The sequence below is a fragment of the Pseudomonas sp. TREG-RG-20F-10-E-6-01 genome, assembly GCF_022662455.1.
Lineage (GTDB): Bacteria > Pseudomonadota > Gammaproteobacteria > Pseudomonadales > Pseudomonadaceae > Aquipseudomonas.
Window position 1 is genome coordinate 98,713 of the sequence record NZ_JAKNQP010000011.1, and the last position, 20,038, is coordinate 118,750.

The 20,038-nt window shown below is 59.7% G+C and carries 16 protein-coding genes; 9 read left to right on the forward strand and 7 right to left on the reverse strand.

Features of this window, described 5'->3' with window-relative positions; translation table 11 throughout:
• Positions 1-18: 18 nt before the first annotated feature.
• From fmt to L8K08_RS24830, 4 genes are all read left to right on the forward strand, one after another.
• Positions 19-972: a methionyl-tRNA formyltransferase gene (gene fmt / locus L8K08_RS24815; RefSeq protein WP_242200561.1), complete on the forward strand. Its 954-nt coding sequence runs from the start codon at positions 19-21 to the stop codon at positions 970-972.
• A complete protein-coding gene (gene rsmB / locus L8K08_RS24820) occupies positions 969-2,279 on the forward strand; it encodes a 16S rRNA (cytosine(967)-C(5))-methyltransferase RsmB (protein ID WP_242200563.1) in 1,311 nt (436 codons plus the stop codon). The genes fmt and rsmB overlap by 4 nt, the downstream gene beginning before the upstream one ends.
• A gap of 21 nt (positions 2,280-2,300) precedes the next feature.
• On the forward strand, positions 2,301-3,674 hold the full coding sequence (trkA, locus tag L8K08_RS24825) for a Trk system potassium transporter TrkA (RefSeq protein ID WP_106575983.1): 1,374 nt from the start codon (positions 2,301-2,303) through the stop codon (positions 3,672-3,674).
• A gap of 137 nt (positions 3,675-3,811) precedes the next feature.
• Positions 3,812-4,123, forward strand: a complete 312-nt coding sequence (locus L8K08_RS24830) for a hypothetical protein (protein ID WP_242200565.1) — start codon at positions 3,812-3,814, stop codon at positions 4,121-4,123.
• 136 nt (positions 4,124-4,259) lie between these two features.
• Here L8K08_RS24830 and L8K08_RS24835 read toward each other — a convergent pair whose 3' ends face one another.
• A complete protein-coding gene (locus L8K08_RS24835; RefSeq protein ID WP_242200567.1) occupies positions 4,260-5,147 on the reverse strand; it encodes a lysophospholipid acyltransferase in 888 nt (295 codons plus the stop codon).
• Between the two features lie 40 nt (positions 5,148-5,187).
• Positions 5,188-5,745: a DNA-3-methyladenine glycosylase I gene (gene tag, locus L8K08_RS24840; RefSeq protein WP_106575980.1), complete on the reverse strand. Its 558-nt coding sequence runs from the start codon at positions 5,743-5,745 to the stop codon at positions 5,188-5,190.
• 81 nt (positions 5,746-5,826) lie between these two features.
• On the opposite strand from tag, the gene glyQ reads away from it, so the two are divergent.
• The 4 genes from glyQ to L8K08_RS24860 all read left to right on the forward strand — a co-directional run bounded on the left by glyQ (position 5,827) and on the right by L8K08_RS24860 (position 10,223).
• Entirely contained in the window at positions 5,827-6,780 is a 954-nt protein-coding gene (gene glyQ / locus L8K08_RS24845) for a glycine--tRNA ligase subunit alpha (protein WP_003187265.1), read from the forward strand.
• On the forward strand, positions 6,777-8,831 hold the full coding sequence (gene glyS / locus L8K08_RS24850; RefSeq protein ID WP_242200570.1) for a glycine--tRNA ligase subunit beta: 2,055 nt from the start codon (positions 6,777-6,779) through the stop codon (positions 8,829-8,831). Before glyQ ends, glyS begins: the two co-directional genes overlap by 4 nt.
• Positions 8,831-9,370, forward strand: coding sequence for a D-glycero-beta-D-manno-heptose 1,7-bisphosphate 7-phosphatase (gmhB, locus tag L8K08_RS24855; protein ID WP_177410061.1), 540 nt, complete (start codon positions 8,831-8,833; stop codon positions 9,368-9,370). Before glyS ends, gmhB begins: the two co-directional genes overlap by 1 nt.
• A gap of 82 nt (positions 9,371-9,452) precedes the next feature.
• Positions 9,453-10,223, forward strand: a complete 771-nt coding sequence (locus L8K08_RS24860; protein WP_106575978.1) for a lysophospholipid acyltransferase family protein — start codon at positions 9,453-9,455, stop codon at positions 10,221-10,223.
• 182 nt (positions 10,224-10,405) lie between these two features.
• Here the strand turns inward: L8K08_RS24860 and L8K08_RS24865 are convergent, their stop codons facing one another.
• A complete protein-coding gene (locus L8K08_RS24865; protein ID WP_242200573.1) occupies positions 10,406-12,667 on the reverse strand; it encodes a CHASE2 domain-containing protein in 2,262 nt (753 codons plus the stop codon).
• A gap of 333 nt (positions 12,668-13,000) precedes the next feature.
• Between L8K08_RS24865 and L8K08_RS24870 the strand changes: the two genes are divergently transcribed.
• Complete coding sequence (locus L8K08_RS24870; protein ID WP_242200576.1) at positions 13,001-13,726, forward strand: response regulator transcription factor; 726 nt, start codon at positions 13,001-13,003, stop codon at positions 13,724-13,726.
• Positions 13,727-13,827: 101 nt separating this feature from the next.
• Here L8K08_RS24870 and gyrB read toward each other — a convergent pair whose 3' ends face one another.
• From gyrB to dnaA, 4 genes are read right to left on the reverse strand one after another with little or no spacing between them, the layout of a single operon-like run.
• Positions 13,828-16,245 (reverse strand): DNA topoisomerase (ATP-hydrolyzing) subunit B, encoded by a 2,418-nt coding sequence (gene gyrB, locus L8K08_RS24875; RefSeq protein ID WP_145158421.1) that lies wholly within the window; start codon positions 16,243-16,245, stop codon positions 13,828-13,830.
• Between the two features lie 4 nt (positions 16,246-16,249).
• A complete protein-coding gene (gene recF / locus L8K08_RS24880) occupies positions 16,250-17,353 on the reverse strand; it encodes a DNA replication/repair protein RecF (protein WP_242200578.1) in 1,104 nt (367 codons plus the stop codon).
• Between the two features lie 20 nt (positions 17,354-17,373).
• Entirely contained in the window at positions 17,374-18,477 is a 1,104-nt protein-coding gene (dnaN, locus tag L8K08_RS24885) for a DNA polymerase III subunit beta (RefSeq protein WP_083355987.1), read from the reverse strand.
• 38 nt (positions 18,478-18,515) lie between these two features.
• On the reverse strand, positions 18,516-20,036 hold the full coding sequence (dnaA, locus tag L8K08_RS24890; protein WP_119741254.1) for a chromosomal replication initiator protein DnaA: 1,521 nt from the start codon (positions 20,034-20,036) through the stop codon (positions 18,516-18,518).
• Positions 20,037-20,038 lie beyond the last annotated feature (2 nt).

Here is a 20,038-nt window from a genome sequence, read left to right on the forward strand (position 1 = left end):
TTTTAACCGAGACCTCCCATGACCGAGCCACTGCGCATTGTTTTTGCCGGCACTCCCGAATTCGCTGCCGAACACCTCAAGGCGCTGCTTGCCAGCCCTTATGACATTGTCGCGGTGTACACGCAGCCGGACCGCCCGGCCGGTCGCGGGCAAAAACTGATGCCAAGCCCGGTCAAGCAGTTGGCGCTGGAACACAACCTCCCTGTGCTGCAACCGCCAACCCTGCGCAACGCCGAGGCCCAGGCGGAACTGGCGGCGCTGAAGCCAGACCTGCTGGTGGTCGTGGCCTATGGCTTGATCCTGCCTCAGGCGGTGCTGGATATCCCGCGCCTGGGCTGCATCAACAGCCACGCTTCGCTGTTGCCACGCTGGCGCGGTGCGGCGCCGATCCAGCGCGCCGTGGAAGCCGGCGACCGTGAAAGCGGTGTGACCGTGATGCGCATGGAGGCGGGCCTGGACACCGGCCCTATGCTGCTGAAAGTCACCACCCCGATCACCGCCCAAGACACCGGCGGCAGCCTGCATGACCGCCTCGCCGAGCTGGGCCCGCCTGCTGTGGTCCAGGCCATCGCCGGCCTGGCTGCCGGCACCCTCGAAGGCGAAGTGCAGGACGACAGCCTGGCCACCTACGCCCACAAACTCAATAAAGACGAAGCGCGCATCGACTGGAGCCGCCCGGCCGTAGAGCTGGAACGCCTGGTGCGTGCCTTCAACCCATGGCCAATCGGCCACAGCACACTCAGTGGCGAAGCCTTGAAAGTGCTGGCCGCCACCTTGGCTGAAGGCAAGGGCGCCCCCGGTGAAATCATCGGCGCCAGCAAAGAAGGCCTGTTGGTCGCCTGCGGCGAACAGGCGCTGTGCCTGACGCGTCTGCAATTGCCCGGCGGTAAAGCGCTTAATTTCAGCGATTTGTTCAACAGCCGTCGTGAGAAATTTGCCCTGGGCACGGTTCTCGGGGCGGTCGCTCAATGAACCCGCGTCTGGCCGCCGCCAAGGCCCTCGCCGCCGTCCTGAATGGCAAGGCTTCACTGAACAGTTCGCTGCCTACGCAGCTGGATAAGGTTGAAGACCGTGATCGCGGTTTCACCCAGGACCTGGCCTTTGGCACCGCGCGCTGGCAGCCACGCTTGTCGGCGCTGGCGGCCAAGCTGCTGCAAAAGCCGTTCAAAGCGGCGGATGCGGATGTGGAAGCGCTGCTGCTGGTCGGCCTCTATCAACTGCTCTACACCCGCGTGCCGGCCCACGCCGCCATCGGTGAAACCGTTGGGTGCGCCGACAAGCTGAAAAAGCCTTGGGCCAAAGCGCTGCTCAACGCCGTGCTGCGCCGCGCCCAGCGTGAGAGCGAGGCGCTGCTGGCCGAGCTGGAACACGACCCGGTGGTGCGCACCGCACACCCGCGCTGGCTGCAAAAGTCCCTGAAAGCCTTCTGGCCTGAGCAATGGGAAGCCATCTGCGCGGCCAACAATGCGCACCCGCCAATGATTCTGCGGGTCAACCGTCGCCATCACAGCCGCGACGCCTACCTGCAATTGCTCACCGACGCCGGCATCCACGCCACGCCGTGCGTGTACAGCGTCGACGGCATCGTGCTGGAAGCGGCCACCGACGTACGCAGCCTGCCAGGCTTTGCCGAAGGCTGGATCAGCGTGCAGGACGAAGCCGCGCAACTGGCCGCCGACCTGCTCGACCTGGCGCCCGGCCAACGCGTACTCGACGCCTGTTGCGCGCCGGGCGGTAAGACCTGTCACATTCTGGAAGTCGAAAAAGACCTCGCCGCTGTCGTCGCCGTCGACCTGGAAGCCAAGCGCCTGGTGCGCGTGCGTGAAAACCTCGCCCGTCTGGGCCTGAACGCCGAGCTGATCGCCGCTGACGGCCGCGACACCGCCACTTGGTGGGACGGCAAACCCTTCCAGCGCATCCTGCTGGACGCGCCATGCTCCGCCACCGGCGTCATCCGCCGTCACCCGGACATCAAGCTGACCCGCCAACCCGACGACATTGCCGCCCTGGCCGTGCTGCAAGGCGAACTGCTCGACGCCCTGTGGCCGACCCTGGAAGTCGGCGGCATCCTGCTCTACGCCACGTGCTCGACCTTGCCCACCGAGAACACCGAGGTGATTCAAGCCTTCCTCGCCCGCACCAGCGGCGCGCGCGAACTGGACCTCGCCACGGCGGCCGGCATCAAGCAGCCCCACGGCCGCCAGTTACTCGCGCAAGAAGGCGGACACGATGGCTTCTACTACGCCAAACTGATCAAGATTGCCGCCGCGCGCGGCTAATGGGTTTAAGGGAGTGACCGGATGAAAATCATCATCCTTGGGGCAGGGCAGGTCGGCGGCACGCTGGCCGAGCATTTGGCCAGCGAAGCCAACGACATCACGGTGGTCGACACCGATGCCGAGCGCCTGCGCAACCTCGGCGACCGCCTCGACATCCGCACCGTGCAAGGCCGCGCGTCATTCCCGACGGTGCTGCGCCAAGCCGGTGCCGACGATGCCGACATGCTGGTCGCCGTCACCAACAGTGACGAGACCAATATGGTCGCCTGCCAGGTCGCCCACACCCTGTTTCACACCCCGACCAAAATCGCCCGCGTCCGTGAGGCGGCTTACCTGACCCGTGCAGGGCTTTTCGACAACGACGCGATTCCAGTGGACGTGCTGATCAGCCCTGAACAAGTGGTGACTCACTACATCAAGCGTCTGATCGAAATTCCGGGCGCCTTGCAGGTGATCGACTTTGCCGAGGGCAAGGCGCAATTGGTCGCCGTTAAAGCCTATTACGGCGGCCCGCTGGTGGGCCAGCAACTGCGCCAGCTGCGCGAGCACATGCCGAATGTGGAAACCCGTGTGGCGGCGATTTTCCGGCGCGACCGGCCGATCCTGCCCCAGGGCGATACCGTGATAGAGGCCGACGACGAAGTATTTTTCATCGCCGCCAAAGCGAATATTCGCGCGGTCATGAGCGAAATGCGCCGGCTGGACGAGACCTACAAACGCATCGTCATCGCCGGCGGTGGGCAGATCGGCGAGCGCTTGGCCGAGGCCATCGAAAGCCGCTACCAGGTGAAGATCATCGAGATGAACCCGGCGCGCTGCCGGCATTTGTCCGACACCCTCGACAGCACCGTCGTACTGCAAGGCAGCGCCTCGGACCGCGACTTGCTAATGGAAGAGAACATCGCCGACGCCGATATTTTCCTGGCACTGACCAACGATGACGAGGCCAACATCATGTCCTCGCTGTTGGCCAAGCGGCTGGGGGCGAAGAAGGTCATGACCATCATCAACAACCCGGCCTATGTTGACCTGATCCAGGGCGGCGATATCGACATCGCCATCAGCCCGCAGCTGGCCACCATCGGCACCTTGCTTGCTCACGTGCGCCGTGGCGATATCGTCAGCGTGCACTCCCTGCGCCGGGGCGCGGCGGAAGCCATCGAGGCGATTGCCCATGGCGATTCGAAGTCGAGCAAGGTGATCGGCAAGGCCATCCGCGATATCGGCTTGCCGCCGGGCACCACCATTGGCGCGATCATTCGTGACGAAGAGGTACTCATCGCCCACGACGATACGGTGATCGTCACGGGCGACCATGTGATTCTGTTTCTGGTGGATAAAAAACATATTCGCGACGTGGAGAAGTTGTTCCACGTGGGGTTGAGCTTTTTCTGATCAACACATTCAGGTGAGCCTGCCGTCGTCATCGCGGGCAAGCCCGCTCCCACAGGTGATCGCGTTTTTAACGCGCAAGCGGGCTTGCCCGCGATGACGCGATTGGAAACCTTACCTAGCTAAAAGGACACGCCACCATGCTCGAATCCCTGGAAAAAATGCTCGCCAAGGGTGTGGATAATTCATTGCTGCGCTTTGGCTTGGGCAAGGGTTATCTGGACGCGAAGGACAACGCCAAGGCGGCGGAGCATTTGCACAAGTGCGTGGAATTCGATCCGAAGTATTCGGCGGCGTGGAAGTTGTTGGGCAAGGCGCAGGCGGGGTTGGGTGACAGTGCGGCGGCGCGGCTGGCGTGGGAGAAGGGCATTGAAGCGGCCCAGGCCCATGGCGACAAGCAGGCCGAGAAAGAGATGAGGGTGTTCCTGAAAAAGCTCGACCGCCAGGCCTGAATGGAGATCAAAAATGTGGGAGCGGGCTTGCTCGCGAAGGCGGAGTGTCAGTCACTGAATGTGTAGCTGATAAACCGCCTTCGCGAGCAAGCCCGCTCCCACATTGGTGTTGCATCGACCTTGAGTCAGTCGGGTATCAATACCAACGCGCCTCACCCGGCGGGCGTTTCTTGAAGCGCTTCATGCTCCACATGTACTGGCTCGGGTAGGCGCCGACATAGCGCTCCACCACCTTGCTCATCGCCGCGCAGGACGTGGCGGTGTCGGTGCTGTACATGTCTTCCGGCGCCGCTTCCAAAATCACTTTGTAACCCGAACCGTCCGGCAGCCGCAGCGCATGCAGGAACACGCCCACCGCTTTATGGCCCGCAAGCATGTTGGGTACAAACTTGCTGGTCAGCGCCTGGGTGGCGAAGAACGGCACAAAGATCCCGGCCGACTCCGCCGGCTCGGGGTCAGCCGGGATTCCCACCTGGCCGCCTTTGCGCACTTCCTTGATCACGCTGAGAATGCCTTCCTTGGTGGAAGCCGCCACGCGGTTGCCCAATTGCACGCGCTGTTTTTGCAGCAGTTCATCCACCGCCTTGAGCTTGGGCGGGCGGTAGAAAATGATCGGTTTGCACTGGTTGCAATAAAAGTGATTGAGCACTTCCCAGTTGCCCAGGTGGCTGGTGATGCCCACCACGCCTTTGCCCGAAGCCAGGGCTTGGTGCAGCACTTCCAGGCCTTCTACTTCTCGCACCAGGTCGATGGAGCGCTGGGCCGGCCAGATCCAGGCGCAGGCGCTTTCCGTCAGGGACTTGCCGATGTCCATCAAGCTCTGACCGACCAGGCGCTCGCGGGCGGCGGGGTCCATGTCCGGGAAGCATTTGGAGAGGTTGATCCGCACTGTTTCGCGGGAGCGGTTGGGGGTTTTCCACATGATCCAGCCAATTGCCGTGCCGACGGCCTGAACAGCGCGCCATGGCAACAAGGCAAACAACCGAAGAGCGCCTACCAGCAAGGCGCCTTTAAACTTTTCCACAGGTCACTCCTGATCGTGTGTGGTGCGCAAAGCGGGCATTCTAACCGGCGTTGGCCAAGTCCGCGTAACGGTCGCAGTCTTGAGTGTGGTCCATGACCATTCCGCTGGCCTGCATGAAGGCGTAGCAAATGGTTGGCCCGACGAAGGTGAAACCGGCTTTTTTCAGGGCGCGGCTCATGGCTTCAGCCTCGGGCGTAATCGCCGGGACCTCACTGCGATCCTTGAAGTGATTGACCTTGGGCACGCCGCCGACGAACGACCAGAGCAAACCCACCGGGTCTTCCAGCGCCAGCCAGGCCGCGGCATTGCGGCGGGTGGCGTTGAGCTTGAGGCGATTGCGCACGATGCCAGGGTCGAGCATCAGTGCCTCGATCTCGGCATCGCTGAGGCGCGCCAGGCGCTGTGCATCGAAGCCGAACAGGACCTTTCGATAATGCTCGCGTTTGCGTAAAACGGTGATCCAGGACAGGCCCGCCTGGAACCCTTCGAGCAAAAGCAACTCGAACAGACCCTGCGCATCGCGCAGCGGCGTTCCCCACTCCTGATCGTGATAAGCCATGTACAGCGGATCTTCAGAACACCAAAAGCAGCGTGGCATAAGGCTCCAGGGGATGGTGGCGCGGCCGAATCGGGTATACTCCCGCTCTTTAAATCGCAGCCCAAGTAACAGGTGAATTTCGTGAGCCAGCCTACGCCAGCCGTGCGTACCTTCCAAGACTTGATCCTCGCCCTCCAGCAATACTGGGCCGAGCAAGGTTGTGTGGTACTTCAGCCCTACGATATGGAAGTAGGCGCCGGCACTTTCCACACCGCTACATTCCTGCGGGCCATTGGCCCGGAAACCTGGAACGCCGCTTATGTGCAGCCCAGTCGTCGCCCGACTGACGGCCGCTACGGCGAAAATCCGAACCGCCTGCAGCACTACTACCAGTTCCAGGTGGTACTCAAGCCCAACCCGGACAACTTCCAGGAGCTGTACCTGGGCTCGCTGAAACATGTCGGCCTGGACCCACTGGTGCACGACATCCGTTTCGTCGAAGACAACTGGGAATCGCCGACCCTGGGCGCCTGGGGCCTGGGCTGGGAAGTCTGGCTCAACGGCATGGAAGTGACGCAGTTCACTTACTTCCAGCAAGCGGGCGGCATCGAGTGCTACCCGGTGACCGGCGAGATCACTTACGGCCTCGAGCGCCTGGCCATGTACCTGCAAGGCGTGGACTCGGTCTACGACCTGGTGTGGGCTGACGGCCCGTTCGGCAAAGTCACCTATGGCGATGTGTTCCATCAGAACGAAGTGGAGCAGTCCACTTACAACTTCGAACACGCCAACGTCGACAAGCTGTTCGAGCTGTTCGACTTCTATGAAAGCGAAGCCAAGCGCCTGATCGAACTCGACCAGCCGCTGCCGTTGCCAAGCTATGAAATGGTGTTGAAGGCCTCCCATACCTTCAACCTGCTGGATGCCCGCCGTGCCATCTCGGTCACCGCGCGCCAGCAATACATCCTGCGTGTACGCACCCTGGCGCGTTCCGTCGCCCAAGCCTACCTGCTGGCTCGCGCCAAGCTGGGCTTCCCGATGGCAACCCCGGATCTGCGTGATGAAGTGTTGGCTAAGCTGGAGGCTGCACAATGAGTGCTCAAGATTTTTTGGTTGAACTGGGCACCGAAGAGCTGCCGCCCAAGGCACTCAACACCCTGGCCGACGCGTTCCTGGCCGGTATCGAAAAAGGCCTGCACACAGCCGGCCTGAAGTTCGCTGCGAAAAAAGTCTACGCCGCGCCACGTCGCCTGGCTGTGTTGCTGACCGCGCTGGAAACCCAGCAGCCGGACCGCAGCATCAACCTCGACGGCCCGCCGCGCCAAGCCGCTTTCGATGCGGAAGGTAACCCGACTCAAGCAGCCCTGGGTTTTGCCAAGAAGTGCGGCGTCGAGCTGAGCGAGATCGACCAGAGCGGCCCGAAACTGCGTTTCAGCCAGGTCATCACCGGCAAACCGACGGCGAGCCTGTTGCCGACCATCGTTGAAGATTCCCTCAACGACCTGCCGATCCCCAAGCGCATGCGCTGGGGTGCTCGCAAAGAAGAATTCGTACGCCCAACCCAATGGCTGGTGATGCTGCTCGGTGACCAGGTCATCGACTGCACGATCCTCGCTCAAAAGGCAGGCCGTGATTCCCGTGGTCACCGCTTCCACCATCCACAAGCCGTGCGCATCACTTCGCCAGCCAACTATGCCGCCGACCTGCGCGCCGCTTACGTGCTGGCCGATGCCAATGAGCGTCGTGAGCTGATCAGCAAGCGCACCGAAGAGCTGGCCCGCCTGCAGGAAGGCACTGCCATCGTGCCGCCAAGCCTGCTCGACGAAGTGACCGCGCTGGTTGAATGGCCAGTGCCGCTGGTGTGCTCGTTCGAAGAGCGTTTCCTCGACGTGCCGCAAGAAGCGCTGATCACCACCATGCAGGACAACCAGAAGTACTTCTGCCTGCTGGACGTGGACGGCAAGTTGCTGCCGCGCTTCATCACCGTGGCCAACATCGAAAGCAAGGACCCGCAGCAGATCATCGCCGGTAACGAAAAAGTCGTGCGCCCGCGTCTGACCGACGCCGAGTTCTTCTTCAAGCAAGACAAGAAGCAGAAGCTCGAAGACTTCAACCTGCGCCTGCAAAACGTGGTGTTCCAGGAAAAACTCGGCAGCGTCTACGACAAAGCCGTGCGCGTTTCCAAGCTGGCGGCCTACATTGCGCCACGCATTGGTGGCGATGCTGCCTGGGCTGCCCGCGCTGGCTTGCTGTCCAAGTGCGACCTGGCCACCGAAATGGTCGGCGAGTTCCCGGAGATGCAAGGCGTTGCCGGTTACTACTACGCCCTCAACGACGGCGAGCCGGACGATGTAGCCCTGGCGCTGAACGAGCAGTACATGCCGCGCGGTGCCGGTGCTGAGCTGCCAACCACCCTGACCGGTGCGGCCGTGGCCATCGCCGACAAGCTGGATACCCTGGTGGGTATCTTCGGTATCGGCATGTTGCCCACCGGCAGCAAAGACCCGTACGCCCTGCGCCGTGCTGCCTTGGGCGTGCTGCGTATCCTGATCGACAAAAAGCTCGACCTCGACCTGACCCAGGCCGTGGTGTTTGCGGTCGGCCAGTTCGGTGGCAAGGTCAAGCAAGCCGGTTTGGCCGAGCAAGTGCTGGAGTTCGTGTTCGACCGCCTGCGTGCGCGTTACGAAGACGAAGGCGTAGATGTTTCGGTGTACCTGTCGGTCCGTGCCCTGCAACCGGGCTCGGCGTTGGACTTCGATCAGCGTGTGCAGGCCGTACAGGCTTTCCGCAAGCTGCCGGAAGCCGATGCACTGGCTGCCGTGAACAAGCGCGTGTCGAACCTGCTGAGCAAGGCCGACAACCTCGGCAATACCGAAGTCGACCCGTCCCTGTTTGCCGATGCCAAGGAGTTCTCGCTGAACTCGGCCATCGCCAAGGCCGAAAACGCAGTGAAGCCGCTGCTCGCTGAACGTAACTACGCCGAAGCTCTGGCGCGCCTGGCCACCTTGCGTGAGCCGGTGGATGCGTTCTTCGAAGCCGTGATGATCAATGCCGACGATGCCGGCGTGCGGAAAAACCGCTACGCCATGCTGGCGCGTCTGCGGGGTTTGTTCATCAACATCGCTGACATTTCCGTACTGGGCTGATCATGTTGAAACTGCTGATTCTCGATCGGGACGGAGTGATCAATTACGACTCCGACGCTTACATCAAGTCGGTGGCGGAATGGATTCCACTGCCCGGCTCGATCGAGGCCATCGCGCAGTTGAGCAAAGCCGGCTGGACGGTGGCCATCGCCACCAACCAGTCCGGCATCGCCCGTGGTTATTACGACATCGCCACCCTGGACGCCATGCACGCGCGCTTGCGCACGTTGGTGGCCGAGCAGGGCGGTGAGGTGGGGCTGGTGGTGTACTGCCCTCACGGGCCGGATGAGGGCTGCGATTGCCGCAAACCCAAGCCTGGCATGTTGAAAACCATTGCAGAACATTACAAGGTGCCCTTGGCTGGGCTATGGTTCGTCGGGGACAGCCTCGGTGACCTGGAGGCGGCCAAAGCCGTCGACTCTCAGCCAGTTTTGGTTAAGACCGGGAAAGGCGAAAAGACCCAGGCGAAAGACCTGCCGGTAGGCACTTTGATTTTTGACGATCTGGCGGCGGTTGCCGCAGAACTTATCAACAACTAGCCGCCCTCGACTTCCTGACCAAGGACTGTTCGGGAGTGCGCTTTTAACAGGCGGGCCGTGTCCCGCAACGGTAAATGCCGCCATGTCGATCTTGCAGGCCATCAGAACCTTTTTCTTTTACCTGCTGCTGGGCACCAGTTCGTTTCTCTGGTGCACCCTGAGCTTTTTTATTGCGCCGTTCCTGCCGTTCAAGGCGCGCTATCGCTTTATCAACGTTTATTGGTGCCGCTGCGCGTTGTGGCTGACCAAGGTGTTCCTGAACATCCGTTTCGAAGTGAAGGGCGCTGAAAACGTCCCGGAGCAGCCCTGCGTGATTCTGTCGAACCACCAGAGCACCTGGGAAACGTTCTTCCTCTCCGCGTACTTTTCGCCGTTGAGCCAGGTGCTCAAGCGCGAGCTGCTGTATGTGCCGTTCTTCGGCTGGGCCATGGCCATGTTGCGCCCGATCGCGATTGATCGTGACAACCCCAAGGCGGCGCTCAAGCACGTCGCCAAAAAAGGCGATGAGTTGCTCAAGGATGGCGTTTGGGTACTGATCTTTCCGGAAGGTACGCGTGTGCCTTACGGCACCGTAGGCAAATTCTCGCGGGGCGGCACCGCTTTGGCGGTGAATGCCAACCTGCCGGTATTGCCGATTGCGCATAACGCCGGCAAGTTCTGGCCGAAGACCGGTTGGGCCAAACGCGCAGGCACCATCACGGTAGTGATTGGCGAGCCGATGTACGCAGAAGGCGAAGGGCCACGTGCCATTGCAGCATTGAATGACCGCGCTGCAGCGTGGAATGAAGCGCAGCAACGGGCCATGGGTTCATTGCCTCCCGAGCCTGTGGTGGTAGAGACGCCGGCGATTTGAGCTTCTGTGGATAACCTGTGTACGGTTTGTTGGCGAATCGCCGGTTTTGGTTCGTAAGAAGCTGATTTACTTACATATTTCTCAAGATAATAAAATCGCGAAAAACGTGCATAAGTTTTTTTGCGCATTAAAAAACCGGTCTTTTTGACCGGTTTTTTATGCACAGCAGAAAACCAGGTTTTTCACGTATCGAGCAGGGGCAGTTTCAGGCTGAAGGTCGAGCCTTTGCCTAACTCGCTCTCGCACAGAATACGGCCGCCATGGCGCTCAATCACGGCTTTGACCATGGTCAGCCCCAAACCCAAACCCTCACTGCCCTGGGCTGAATCGAAGCGTCGGTACTGGCTGAACAGCTCCGGCAAATCCCCAGGCGCGATGCCCAGCCCCTGATCGCTGATGCGACATTCCAACCAACCTTGCGCGCTGCCGTGGCTCAGCGTGACGGTGGTGCCTGACGGGGAGTACTTGATGGCGTTTTCCAGCACGTTGAACAGCGCCCGTGTCAGCAATGATTGATCGGCTGACACCATGCCCTCATCCGCCTCATCCAAGTCGTGTACCAAGTGAATGCCCTTGAGCTGCGCGATCACTGCCACTTGGTCAAAGGCATCCATGACCAGCATGGCAAATAGCGTCGGCTGGAAGTGGTAGCCGTCGGCTTCGGCTTTGGCCAACTGCACGAAGGATTCGGTGAGGCTCAATGCGCGTTTCACCTGTTGTTCGATCTGGGCAAATATCGGTGAATCGCCGTTGTGCACATCCAGCAATGCCAGGATCGCCGAGTGCGGCGCACGCAGGTCATGGGACAGGAAGCGCAACATCGTCTCGCGGTGTTGTTGGGCTTCACGCTCCTTGCTCAAGTCGGTAAGGCTCAGCAGCCAGCCAAGGGCGACATCACCTTCGGCCGGCAGCAAGGGTGCCAGCTCCATGCGCAGGCTGCGCTGGTGGATATCACGGAACTCGATAAGCTGCAGCGCCGACAGGGCAGGGCGAACGCCGTTGTGCAGCGGCGGGTAGCCGAGGTCGGCGAGTTGCTCCAATAGATTTGTGGCCACCAGATCGTTGCCGAACACCTCACGGGCGACGCGGTTGGCCAGCAGGATGCTGCCGTGGGGATCGGTAATCAGGGTAGCCACCGGCAGGCACTCCAACCCGTCCGCCATAAAGCGCCGCGTGTCGCGCGTGCGGCTTACCGCCTGCTCAAGCGCAAAGATCCGCCCCTGCAACACGTCACCTTTGCTGGCGGGCGCACGGCGGCGCTCGGGCAGCACTTTGGGTTCGTTATCCAGGCGTGCCAGTTCCCAGCCGAAGTAAGCAAGGATCACGCTCAGGCGGCGCCAATTCCAGATCAGGTAGCTGAGCAGCAGCCCGATCAGACACGCTGTGGGTGACCACCAATGCCCCAGGCGCAGCAGGGCCCATGAGCCGAGCAGTGCGGTGACCATGCAAGCCAGGGTCATCCACAGCGCATAGCGCGGCCGATACAACAGCAGCCCCAGCAGCAACGCCACCAGCGATGCGGCCATCAATGCGGCAAGCCAGCCTGGAAGATCGACGATGCTGCGCCGCAGCAGCAATCCATTGAGTATGTTGGCCTGGATCTCCACTCCGGCCGTGGAGCCCACTGTGGAGGAGAGGGGCGTGACAAAGCGATCACCCATTCCATAGGCCGTGGCACCGACCAATATCAACCGGCCACGCAACACGTCGGGCGGTACCTCGCCCTGTAATACGCTGACGTAGGACACGCTGGGAAAGTGGCCCTGCGCGGTGTAAGGAACACGAACCGCGTGTTCACGATGCCAATGCTGACCGTCAGGTTCCTTGGCGAGCCCCGGCATGGGTGAGGTTTGCCCACTCAACCCATAGGCAAGCCATGCCAGCTGCGCAAGCGTGTTGCCGGGCGGGCCCTCGCGCATATACAGGCTGCGTACCACACCATCGTTATCGGCTTCGACATTGATCTGGCCCATGCCTTTGGCGCATTTGAGCAGTGGCAACAGTTGCTCATCCGCCGCGTCGGAACTCGCCGTGGGCAACAACACATTCCCGGCCCTGCACACCGCGTCGGCCAGTCGTTGGTCATCCGCCGCATCGCCGGGCTCGCTGAAGATCACATCAAACAATATGCCTGCCGGTCGAGCAGCACTGAGCCGGTCAATCAGGTCAGCATGCACGCTGCGCGGCCAGGGCCACTGGCCTAGCTTTTTCAGGCTCTGGTCATCAATGGTCACCAGCAGAATCCGCGGGTCGACCGGCAATGGGGTCAGGCGACGAAGGCTGTCGTACAGCGGGTTATTGAGGGCCAGGCCTGGGCTCAAGGACAGGTAAACAGTGAAGGGCAGCAGAACCAGGCCAATCAATAGCCACTCGCGTATCAAACCGTGGAACAGCAGTTGTGCTCGAGTGGGTTGGCGTTTTTCGGATTTGCGCCACAGCATCACCGGGCCACCGTCGCAGGCGTGTAGAGGTGTCGAGAGTGGATAGTTGAACGCGCCATATGCCCCGGCCTCTCCCTTTTCGATATGAGCGGTGTACTGAACCCAGTGAAGCTCATATCGGTCTCACTGTTAGACTTTCCTGAGCGATTCATGCTGAACCTTTTCCTTACGGGCAGGAGTGGGTATCTTTCCTCCAAGGTATCGAGGTCTTCCAACGGATTAAAGGCTCTTTGATATCAGCGTATCGATAGATTCATGGTCCGCTGAATCTGACCACAATTATTCAGATTCGATGGCCGGCATTTGCGCCGTTTTTTTAGTAGAAGGGACCCACCCATGCGTGTCGCAATACTGGATGACGAGCCCGCTGAGTTGCGCCGGGTTGAGCAGACACTGCGACAGATTCCCAGCACCGCGGAACAGCCGTGGTCCGTGCATTGCTTCGAGCGTGGTGAAGACCTGCTACGCCAGCTGCGCCGGGAAACCTTTGACTTGCTGATACTCGACTGGCAACTGCCCGACATCACGGGTATAGCGCTGCTGCGCTGGACCCGCGAGCACATGGAGTCACCGCCCGCCGTGATCATGCTCACCAGTCGGGACGCCGAGAGCGACATCGTCACGGCGCTGAACAGTGGGGCGGATGATTACGTCAGCAAACCCTTCCGGCCCAATGAACTGAAAGCCCGGATCACGGCCGTGCTGCGTCGCCATGGTCTGCAAAAATCGACGGCCCATGAAGTGCAGAGCTTCAACGATCTAACCTTTGACGATGCTGAGCTGACCGTCACTCGTGCGGGCAAACCTATCAACCTGACTGAGCGTGAATACCGCTTGGCCAGTTGCTTGTTCGCCAATCTGGCGCGTCCGTTGTCTCGTGAATATCTGTATGAACGGTTCTGGTCTCATGAGGAGATGGTCTCCTCGCGCCCGCTGGATACTCATATCTATCGCCTGCGCAACAAGCTGGGACTGACCGCCGACCGTGGCTGGCAACTGTTGACGATCTACGGGTACGGTTATCGGTTGGAGAGTGTGGCGGCGGTAAACCCGGGCCAATAAGCTCGATGTTCCACGTGGAGCATTGGAAAAACTGCTTTTTCGGACCCAATAAAAAGGCCAACGCTGAGCGTTGGCCTTTTTGTTTTAGCAGGCTGACCTGATCAGAAGTCCAGGTTGGACACTGCCAAGGCATTGCTTTCGATGAAGTCACGGCGAGGTTCGACCGCATCACCCATCAGGGTGTTGAAGATCTGGTCTGCGCCAATGGCGTCTTCGATGGTCACGCGCAACATACGACGCTGAGCTGGGTCCATGGTGGTTTCCCACAGCTGATCCGGGTTCATTTCGCCCAGACCTTTGTATCGCTGAATGGTGTGACGCTTGGTGCTTTCTGCCATCAGCCAATCAAGGGCTTCTTTGAATTCCTTGACCTGCTTCTTGCGTTCGCCGCGCTGAATGTAAGCACCGTCGTCCAGCAGGGTGCTCAATTGCGCGCCGAGGGTAACGACGGTTTTGTAGTCGTTACTGCCGAAGAAATCGCGGTTGAAGGTGACGTAGTTCGACAGGCCGTGGGAGATCAGTTCGACCTCTGGCAGCCACACGTTACGTTCACGGTCTTCACGCAGGCTGGCTTTGTACACCAGGCCAGACTTCTCGACGGTACGCAGGCGCACTTCGTACTGGGCCAGCCAATCCTGCATCGCTGCGTGATCGCCCAACTGCTCCAGGCTGACGGCCGGCAGGTAGATGAAGTGCTCGGTCAGCTCCTGAGGATACAGGCGCGACAGACGCTTGAGAGTCTTCATGACCATGCGGAAATCGTTAACCAGACGCTCCAGCGACTCACCAGAGATACCCGGGGCTTCATCGTTCAAGTGCAGGCTGGCATCTTCCAGGGCCGACTGCGTCATGTACTCTTCCATGGCGTCGTCGTCTTTGATGTATTGCTCTTGCTTGCCTTTTTTCACTTTGTACAACGGCGGCTGAGCGATGTAGATATAGCCACGCTCGATCAGCTCAGGCAACTGACGGAAGAAGAAGGTCAGCAGCAGGGTACGGATGTGCGAACCGTCGACGTCAGCATCGGTCATGATGATGATGTTGTGGTAGCGCAGCTTGTCGATGTTGTACTCGTCGCGGCCGATACCGCAGCCCAGGGCTGTGATCAACGTGCCGACTTCCTGAGAGGAAATCATCTTGTCGAAGCGGGCTTTCTCAACGTTGAGGATCTTACCCTTCAACGGCAGGATCGCCTGGGTGCGACGGTTACGACCCTGCTTGGCGGAACCGCCAGCAGAGTCACCTTCCACCAGGTACAGCTCGGAGAGGGCAGGGTCCTTCTCCTGGCAGTCTGCCAATTTGCCCGGCAGGCCGGCGATATCCAGCGCGCCTTTACGACGGGTCATCTCACGGGCTTTACGCGCCGCTTCACGCGCACGTGCAGCGTCGATCATCTTGCCGACAACCAGCTTGGCTTCGTTCGGGTTCTCCAGCAGGAAGTCGGAGAAGTATTTGCCCATCTCCTGTTCCACAGCGGTCTTCACTTCGGAAGACACCAGCTTGTCTTTGGTCTGGGAGCTGAACTTGGGATCTGGCACTTTCACCGAGATAATCGCAGTCAGGCCTTCACGTGCGTCGTCACCGGTGGTGGCGACTTTGTGCTTCTTGGCCAAGCCTTCGGCTTCGATGTAGGTGTTCAGGTTACGCGTCAACGCCGAACGGAAACCCACCAAGTGAGTGCCGCCATCACGCTGAGGAATGTTGTTGGTGAAGCACAACAGGTTCTCGTTGAAGCTGTCGTTCCACTGCAGCGCGATTTCTACGCCGATGCCATCTTCACGCTGGATGTTGAAGTGAAACACCTGGTTGACCGCAGTCTTGTTGGTGTTCAGGTATTCAACAAACGCACGCAGACCGCCTTCGTACTTGAACAGCTCTTCCTTGCCGCTGCGCTCGTCCTTGAGAACGATGCCCACACCGGAGTTGAGGAAGGAAAGTTCACGAATACGCTTGGCCAGGATGTCCCAGCTGAAGTGGATATTCTTGAAGGTTTCAGCCGATGGCTTGAAGTGGATCTGCGTACCAGTGGATTCGCTGTCACCGACGATTTTCATCGGCTCTTGTGGCACGCCGTGCACGTAAGTCTGTTCCCAGATCTTGCCGCTACGGCGAACGGTCAGAATCAGCTCTTCCGACAAAGCGTTCACTACCGACACACCTACACCGTGCAAACCGCCGGAGACTTTATAGGAGTTGTCGTCGAACTTACCGCCGGCGTGGAGCACGGTCATTATGACCTCTGCCGCCGAAACGCCTTCTTCTTTGTGCACGTCTACCGGAATGCCGCGACCGTTGTCGCGCACGGTGATGGACTCATCCGGGTGGATGATGATGCTGATGTCGTCGCAGTGACCGGCCAACGCTTCGTCGATGGAGTTGTCGACCACCTCGAACACCATGTGGTGCAGACCGCTACCATCATCGGTGTCGCCAATGTACATACCGGGACGTTTGCGTACGGCATCCAAACCTTTCAGCACTTTAATGCTGGTCGAGTCGTACGTGTTTTCTTCGCTCATGCCTTCACTCCCGATGGTCGTGGGTCTGGGTGATACGGCCTTGTTCCACGTGGAACAAAGCGACTGGCGTTTCCGTCTGCCAGCCTTCCCTCAATAATTCGTGGTCTACACAGGTAATGAATACCTGGCAGCGTAAGTCTTCCAACAAGCGGCATAACGCGCGGCGGTGCTGCTCGTCCAGTTCGGACGGCAAGTCATCCACCAGATAAATACACTGACCGCGTCGGGCTTGGCTAACCAAATGCCCTTGGGCGATACGCAGTGCGCACACCACCAACTTCTGCTGACCGCGGGACAAGATATCCGCGGCATTATGTGCGCCTAATCTAAGACGCAGATCAGCCCGTTGGGGGCCTGCCTGGGTATGGCCAATTTGCTGATCCCGTTGCAGGGACGTGGCGAGCACTGCGCTCAGCTCACGCTCTTTATCCCAACCACGGTAGTAGCTTAGCGTCAGCCCCTCGAGATCCAACAACTCACTCAAGGTCTGCTCAAAGACTGGTTTCAAGGCTTTGATATAGGCGCGGCGGTGTTCATCTATTTCGTCGCTGGCCAGGCACAGTTCCCGGTCCCAGGCTGCTTGCGAAGCGGCGTCAAGTGTACCATGCCGCAGCCATGAGTTCCGCTGCCGCAGGGCCTTCTGCAGGCGCTGCCAAGTGGCCATGAAACGCGGTTCCACGTGGAACACTCCCCAATCGAGAAATTGCCTGCGGATCTTCGGTGCACCTTCCAACAGGCGGAAGCTGTCGGGGTTGATCAACTGCAGAGGCAGAATTTCCGCCAACTGGGCAGCGCTGCGAGCATTTTGCCCGTCAATGCGAATTTGAAATTCCCCGCCGCGATCACGAGATATTCCCAGGCTGCTGTGTCCGCCTTCAGCCAATTCAACTTGGCCAAATACAGTGCATGCCAACTGCTCGTATTGAATCACCGGCAAAAGACGTGCACTGCGAAAAGAACGGGCGAGCCCCAGCAAATGAATGGCTTCCAGCACGCTGGTTTTGCCACTGCCGTTGGCGCCGTGGAGGATATTGATGCGGGGGGAGGGGGAGAAGGTCACCGGGTGCAGATTGCGCACCGCGGTGACCGAGACGCGACTGAGGGACATCTAGCTTCTGCTGAGCATGATTACAGGCGCATCGGCATAACTACGTAAGCCGAGTCGTCGTTATCAGATTCTTGCACCAGGGCGCTGCTATTGGAATCGGACAGAATCAGGCGAACCTGTTCGGTGGTCATCACGCCCAGCACGTCCAACAAATAGCTCACGTTGAAGCCGATCTCCAGCGAGCCGCCGTTGTAGTCAACGCCTACTTCTTCTTCCGCTTCTTCCTGCTCAGGGTTATTCGCCTGAATTTTCAACTGACCATTGGCCAGTTGCAGACGGATACCGCGGTACTTCTCGTTCGACAGAATCGCGGTACGGCTGAACGCTTCGCGCAAGGCCTGACGATCGCCGATCACCAGCTTGTCGCCGCCTTTAGGCAGCACGCGCTCGTAATCCGGGAACTTGCCGTCGACCAACTTGGACGTGAAGGTGAATTCACTGGTAGTGGCGCGAATGTGGTGCTGGCCCAGAACGATGCTGACGTTGCCGTCCGGCTCGGTGAGCAGACGCGCCAACTCCAGGATACCTTTACGCGGGACAATCACTTGGTGACGATCTGGCTGACCAATATCGGCACGCATGGAGCACATCGCCAACCGGTGACCGTCGGTGGCCACGGCGCGGATGATGCCTTCAGAGACTTCCAGCAACATACCGTTGAGGTAGTAGCGCACATCCTGCTGGGCCATGGCGAAGCTGGTGCGCTCGATCAAACGACGCAGTTTGCTTTGCTCCAGGCTGCAGGTCAGCGAGCCAGGGCCTTCTTCGACGGTCGGGAAGTCATTGGCTGGCAAGGTGGACAGCGTAAAACGGCTGCGGCCGGCCTTGACCACCAACTTCTGCTCATCGACTTTGATGTCGATCAGCGCTTCGTTTGGCAAGCTTTTGCAGATATCCATCAGCTTGCGCGCGGGTACGGTGATCTCGCCCGGCTCAGCAGGCTCTTCCAGCTGCACGCGGCCGACCAGCTCGACTTCAAGGTCGGTACCGGTCAAGGACAATTGCTGGCCTTCGACAACCAGCAATACGTTTGAGAGCACCGGCAAGGTCTGTCGGCGCTCGACGACGCCTGCGACCAGTTGCAGGGGTTTCAACAGGGCTTCGCGTTGAATGGTGAAATGCATGGTCTAGTCCCTTGCCTTAATAAGCTGCGCTGGTGTCATCACGTAGTCAGTGTACGCAGCAGGTTCTTGTAGTCCTCGCGAATATCCGCGTCGGATTCCTTAAGTTCGTTGATCTTGCGGCACGCGTGCAAGACCGTGGTGTGGTCGCGACCGCCAAACACATCACCGATTTCCGGCAGGCTGTGGTTGGTCAGCTCTTTGGAGAGCGCCATCGCCACCTGACGCGGACGTGCCACCGAGCGCGAACGGCGCTTGGACAACAGGTCGGAAATCTTGATTTTGTAGTACTCAGCCACGGTGCGCTGGATGTTATCCACACTCACCAGCTTGTCTTGCAGGGCCAGCAAATCTTTCAGGGATTCACGGATCAACTCGATGGTGATATCGCGGCCCATGAAGTGCGAGTGAGCAATGACCCGCTTGAGCGCGCCTTCGAGCTCACGCACGTTGGAGCGAATGCGTTGAGCAATAAAGAAGGCCGCATCGTGTGGCAGATCGACTTTCGCCTGGTCGGCCTTTTTCATCAGGATCGCGACGCGGGTTTCCAGCTCCGGCGGTTCTACCGCAACGGTCAGGCCCCAGCCGAAGCGCGACTTCAAACGTTCTTCCAGGCCTTCGATTTCCTTCGGGTAACGGTCGCTGGTCAAGATGACCTGCTGACCGCCCTCGAGCAGGGCGTTGAAGGTGTGGAAAAACTCTTCCTGAGAACGTTCCTTGCGGGCAAAAAATTGAATGTCATCGATCAGCAACGCATCAACCGAGCGGTAGAACCGCTTGAACTCGTTGATTGCATTGAGCTGCAAGGCCTTGACCATGTCAGCGACGAAGCGCTCCGAGTGCAGGTACACAACCTTGGCATTCGGGTTCTTCTTTAATAGATGGTTACCCACAGCGTGCATCAAGTGCGTCTTACCCAAGCCGACGCCACCATAAAGGAAGAGCGGGTTGTAACCATGCTTGGGGTTGTCGGCTACCTGCCAGGCGGCCGCGCGGGCCAACTGGTTAGATTTACCTTCGACGAAGTTTTCAAAGGTGAACGTACGGTTCAGGTAGCTGGTGTGCTTGAGCGCACCTTCTACCTGCACGGTGCGCTGTTCGGCGCGCACCGGTGCTTGCTGCGAGCTGGCGCCGGCCATTGGGTCGAAGCTGTCACGGGACGGCTCTTCATTTATAGGCGCGTTTTTCTGCGCCGATGATTTCGAAGGCGTCTGGGCAACGGGTGCTGGCGAGTTATTAACAGGCGCTGCTGCGGCCTGAGCCTGCGAGGCGCTCGCTGCCAACGGTGCATTCGGCGCGGCACGCGGTGCAGAGCTACGTTTGCTGCCTATTAATAGGGAGAGTACGGGCGCCAGGCCATTGCCGTGCTCATCGAGCAATTCGAGAACGCGGCTCAGGTACTTCTCATTAACCCAATCGAGAACAAAACGATTCGGCGCGTAGACACGCAACTCGTCGCCTTCGGCTTCGACCTGTAGCGGACGGATCCAGGTGTTGAATTGCTGGGCAGGCAGCTCTTCGCGCAAAAGCTCCACGCACTGCTGCCAAAGTTCCACTGACACGG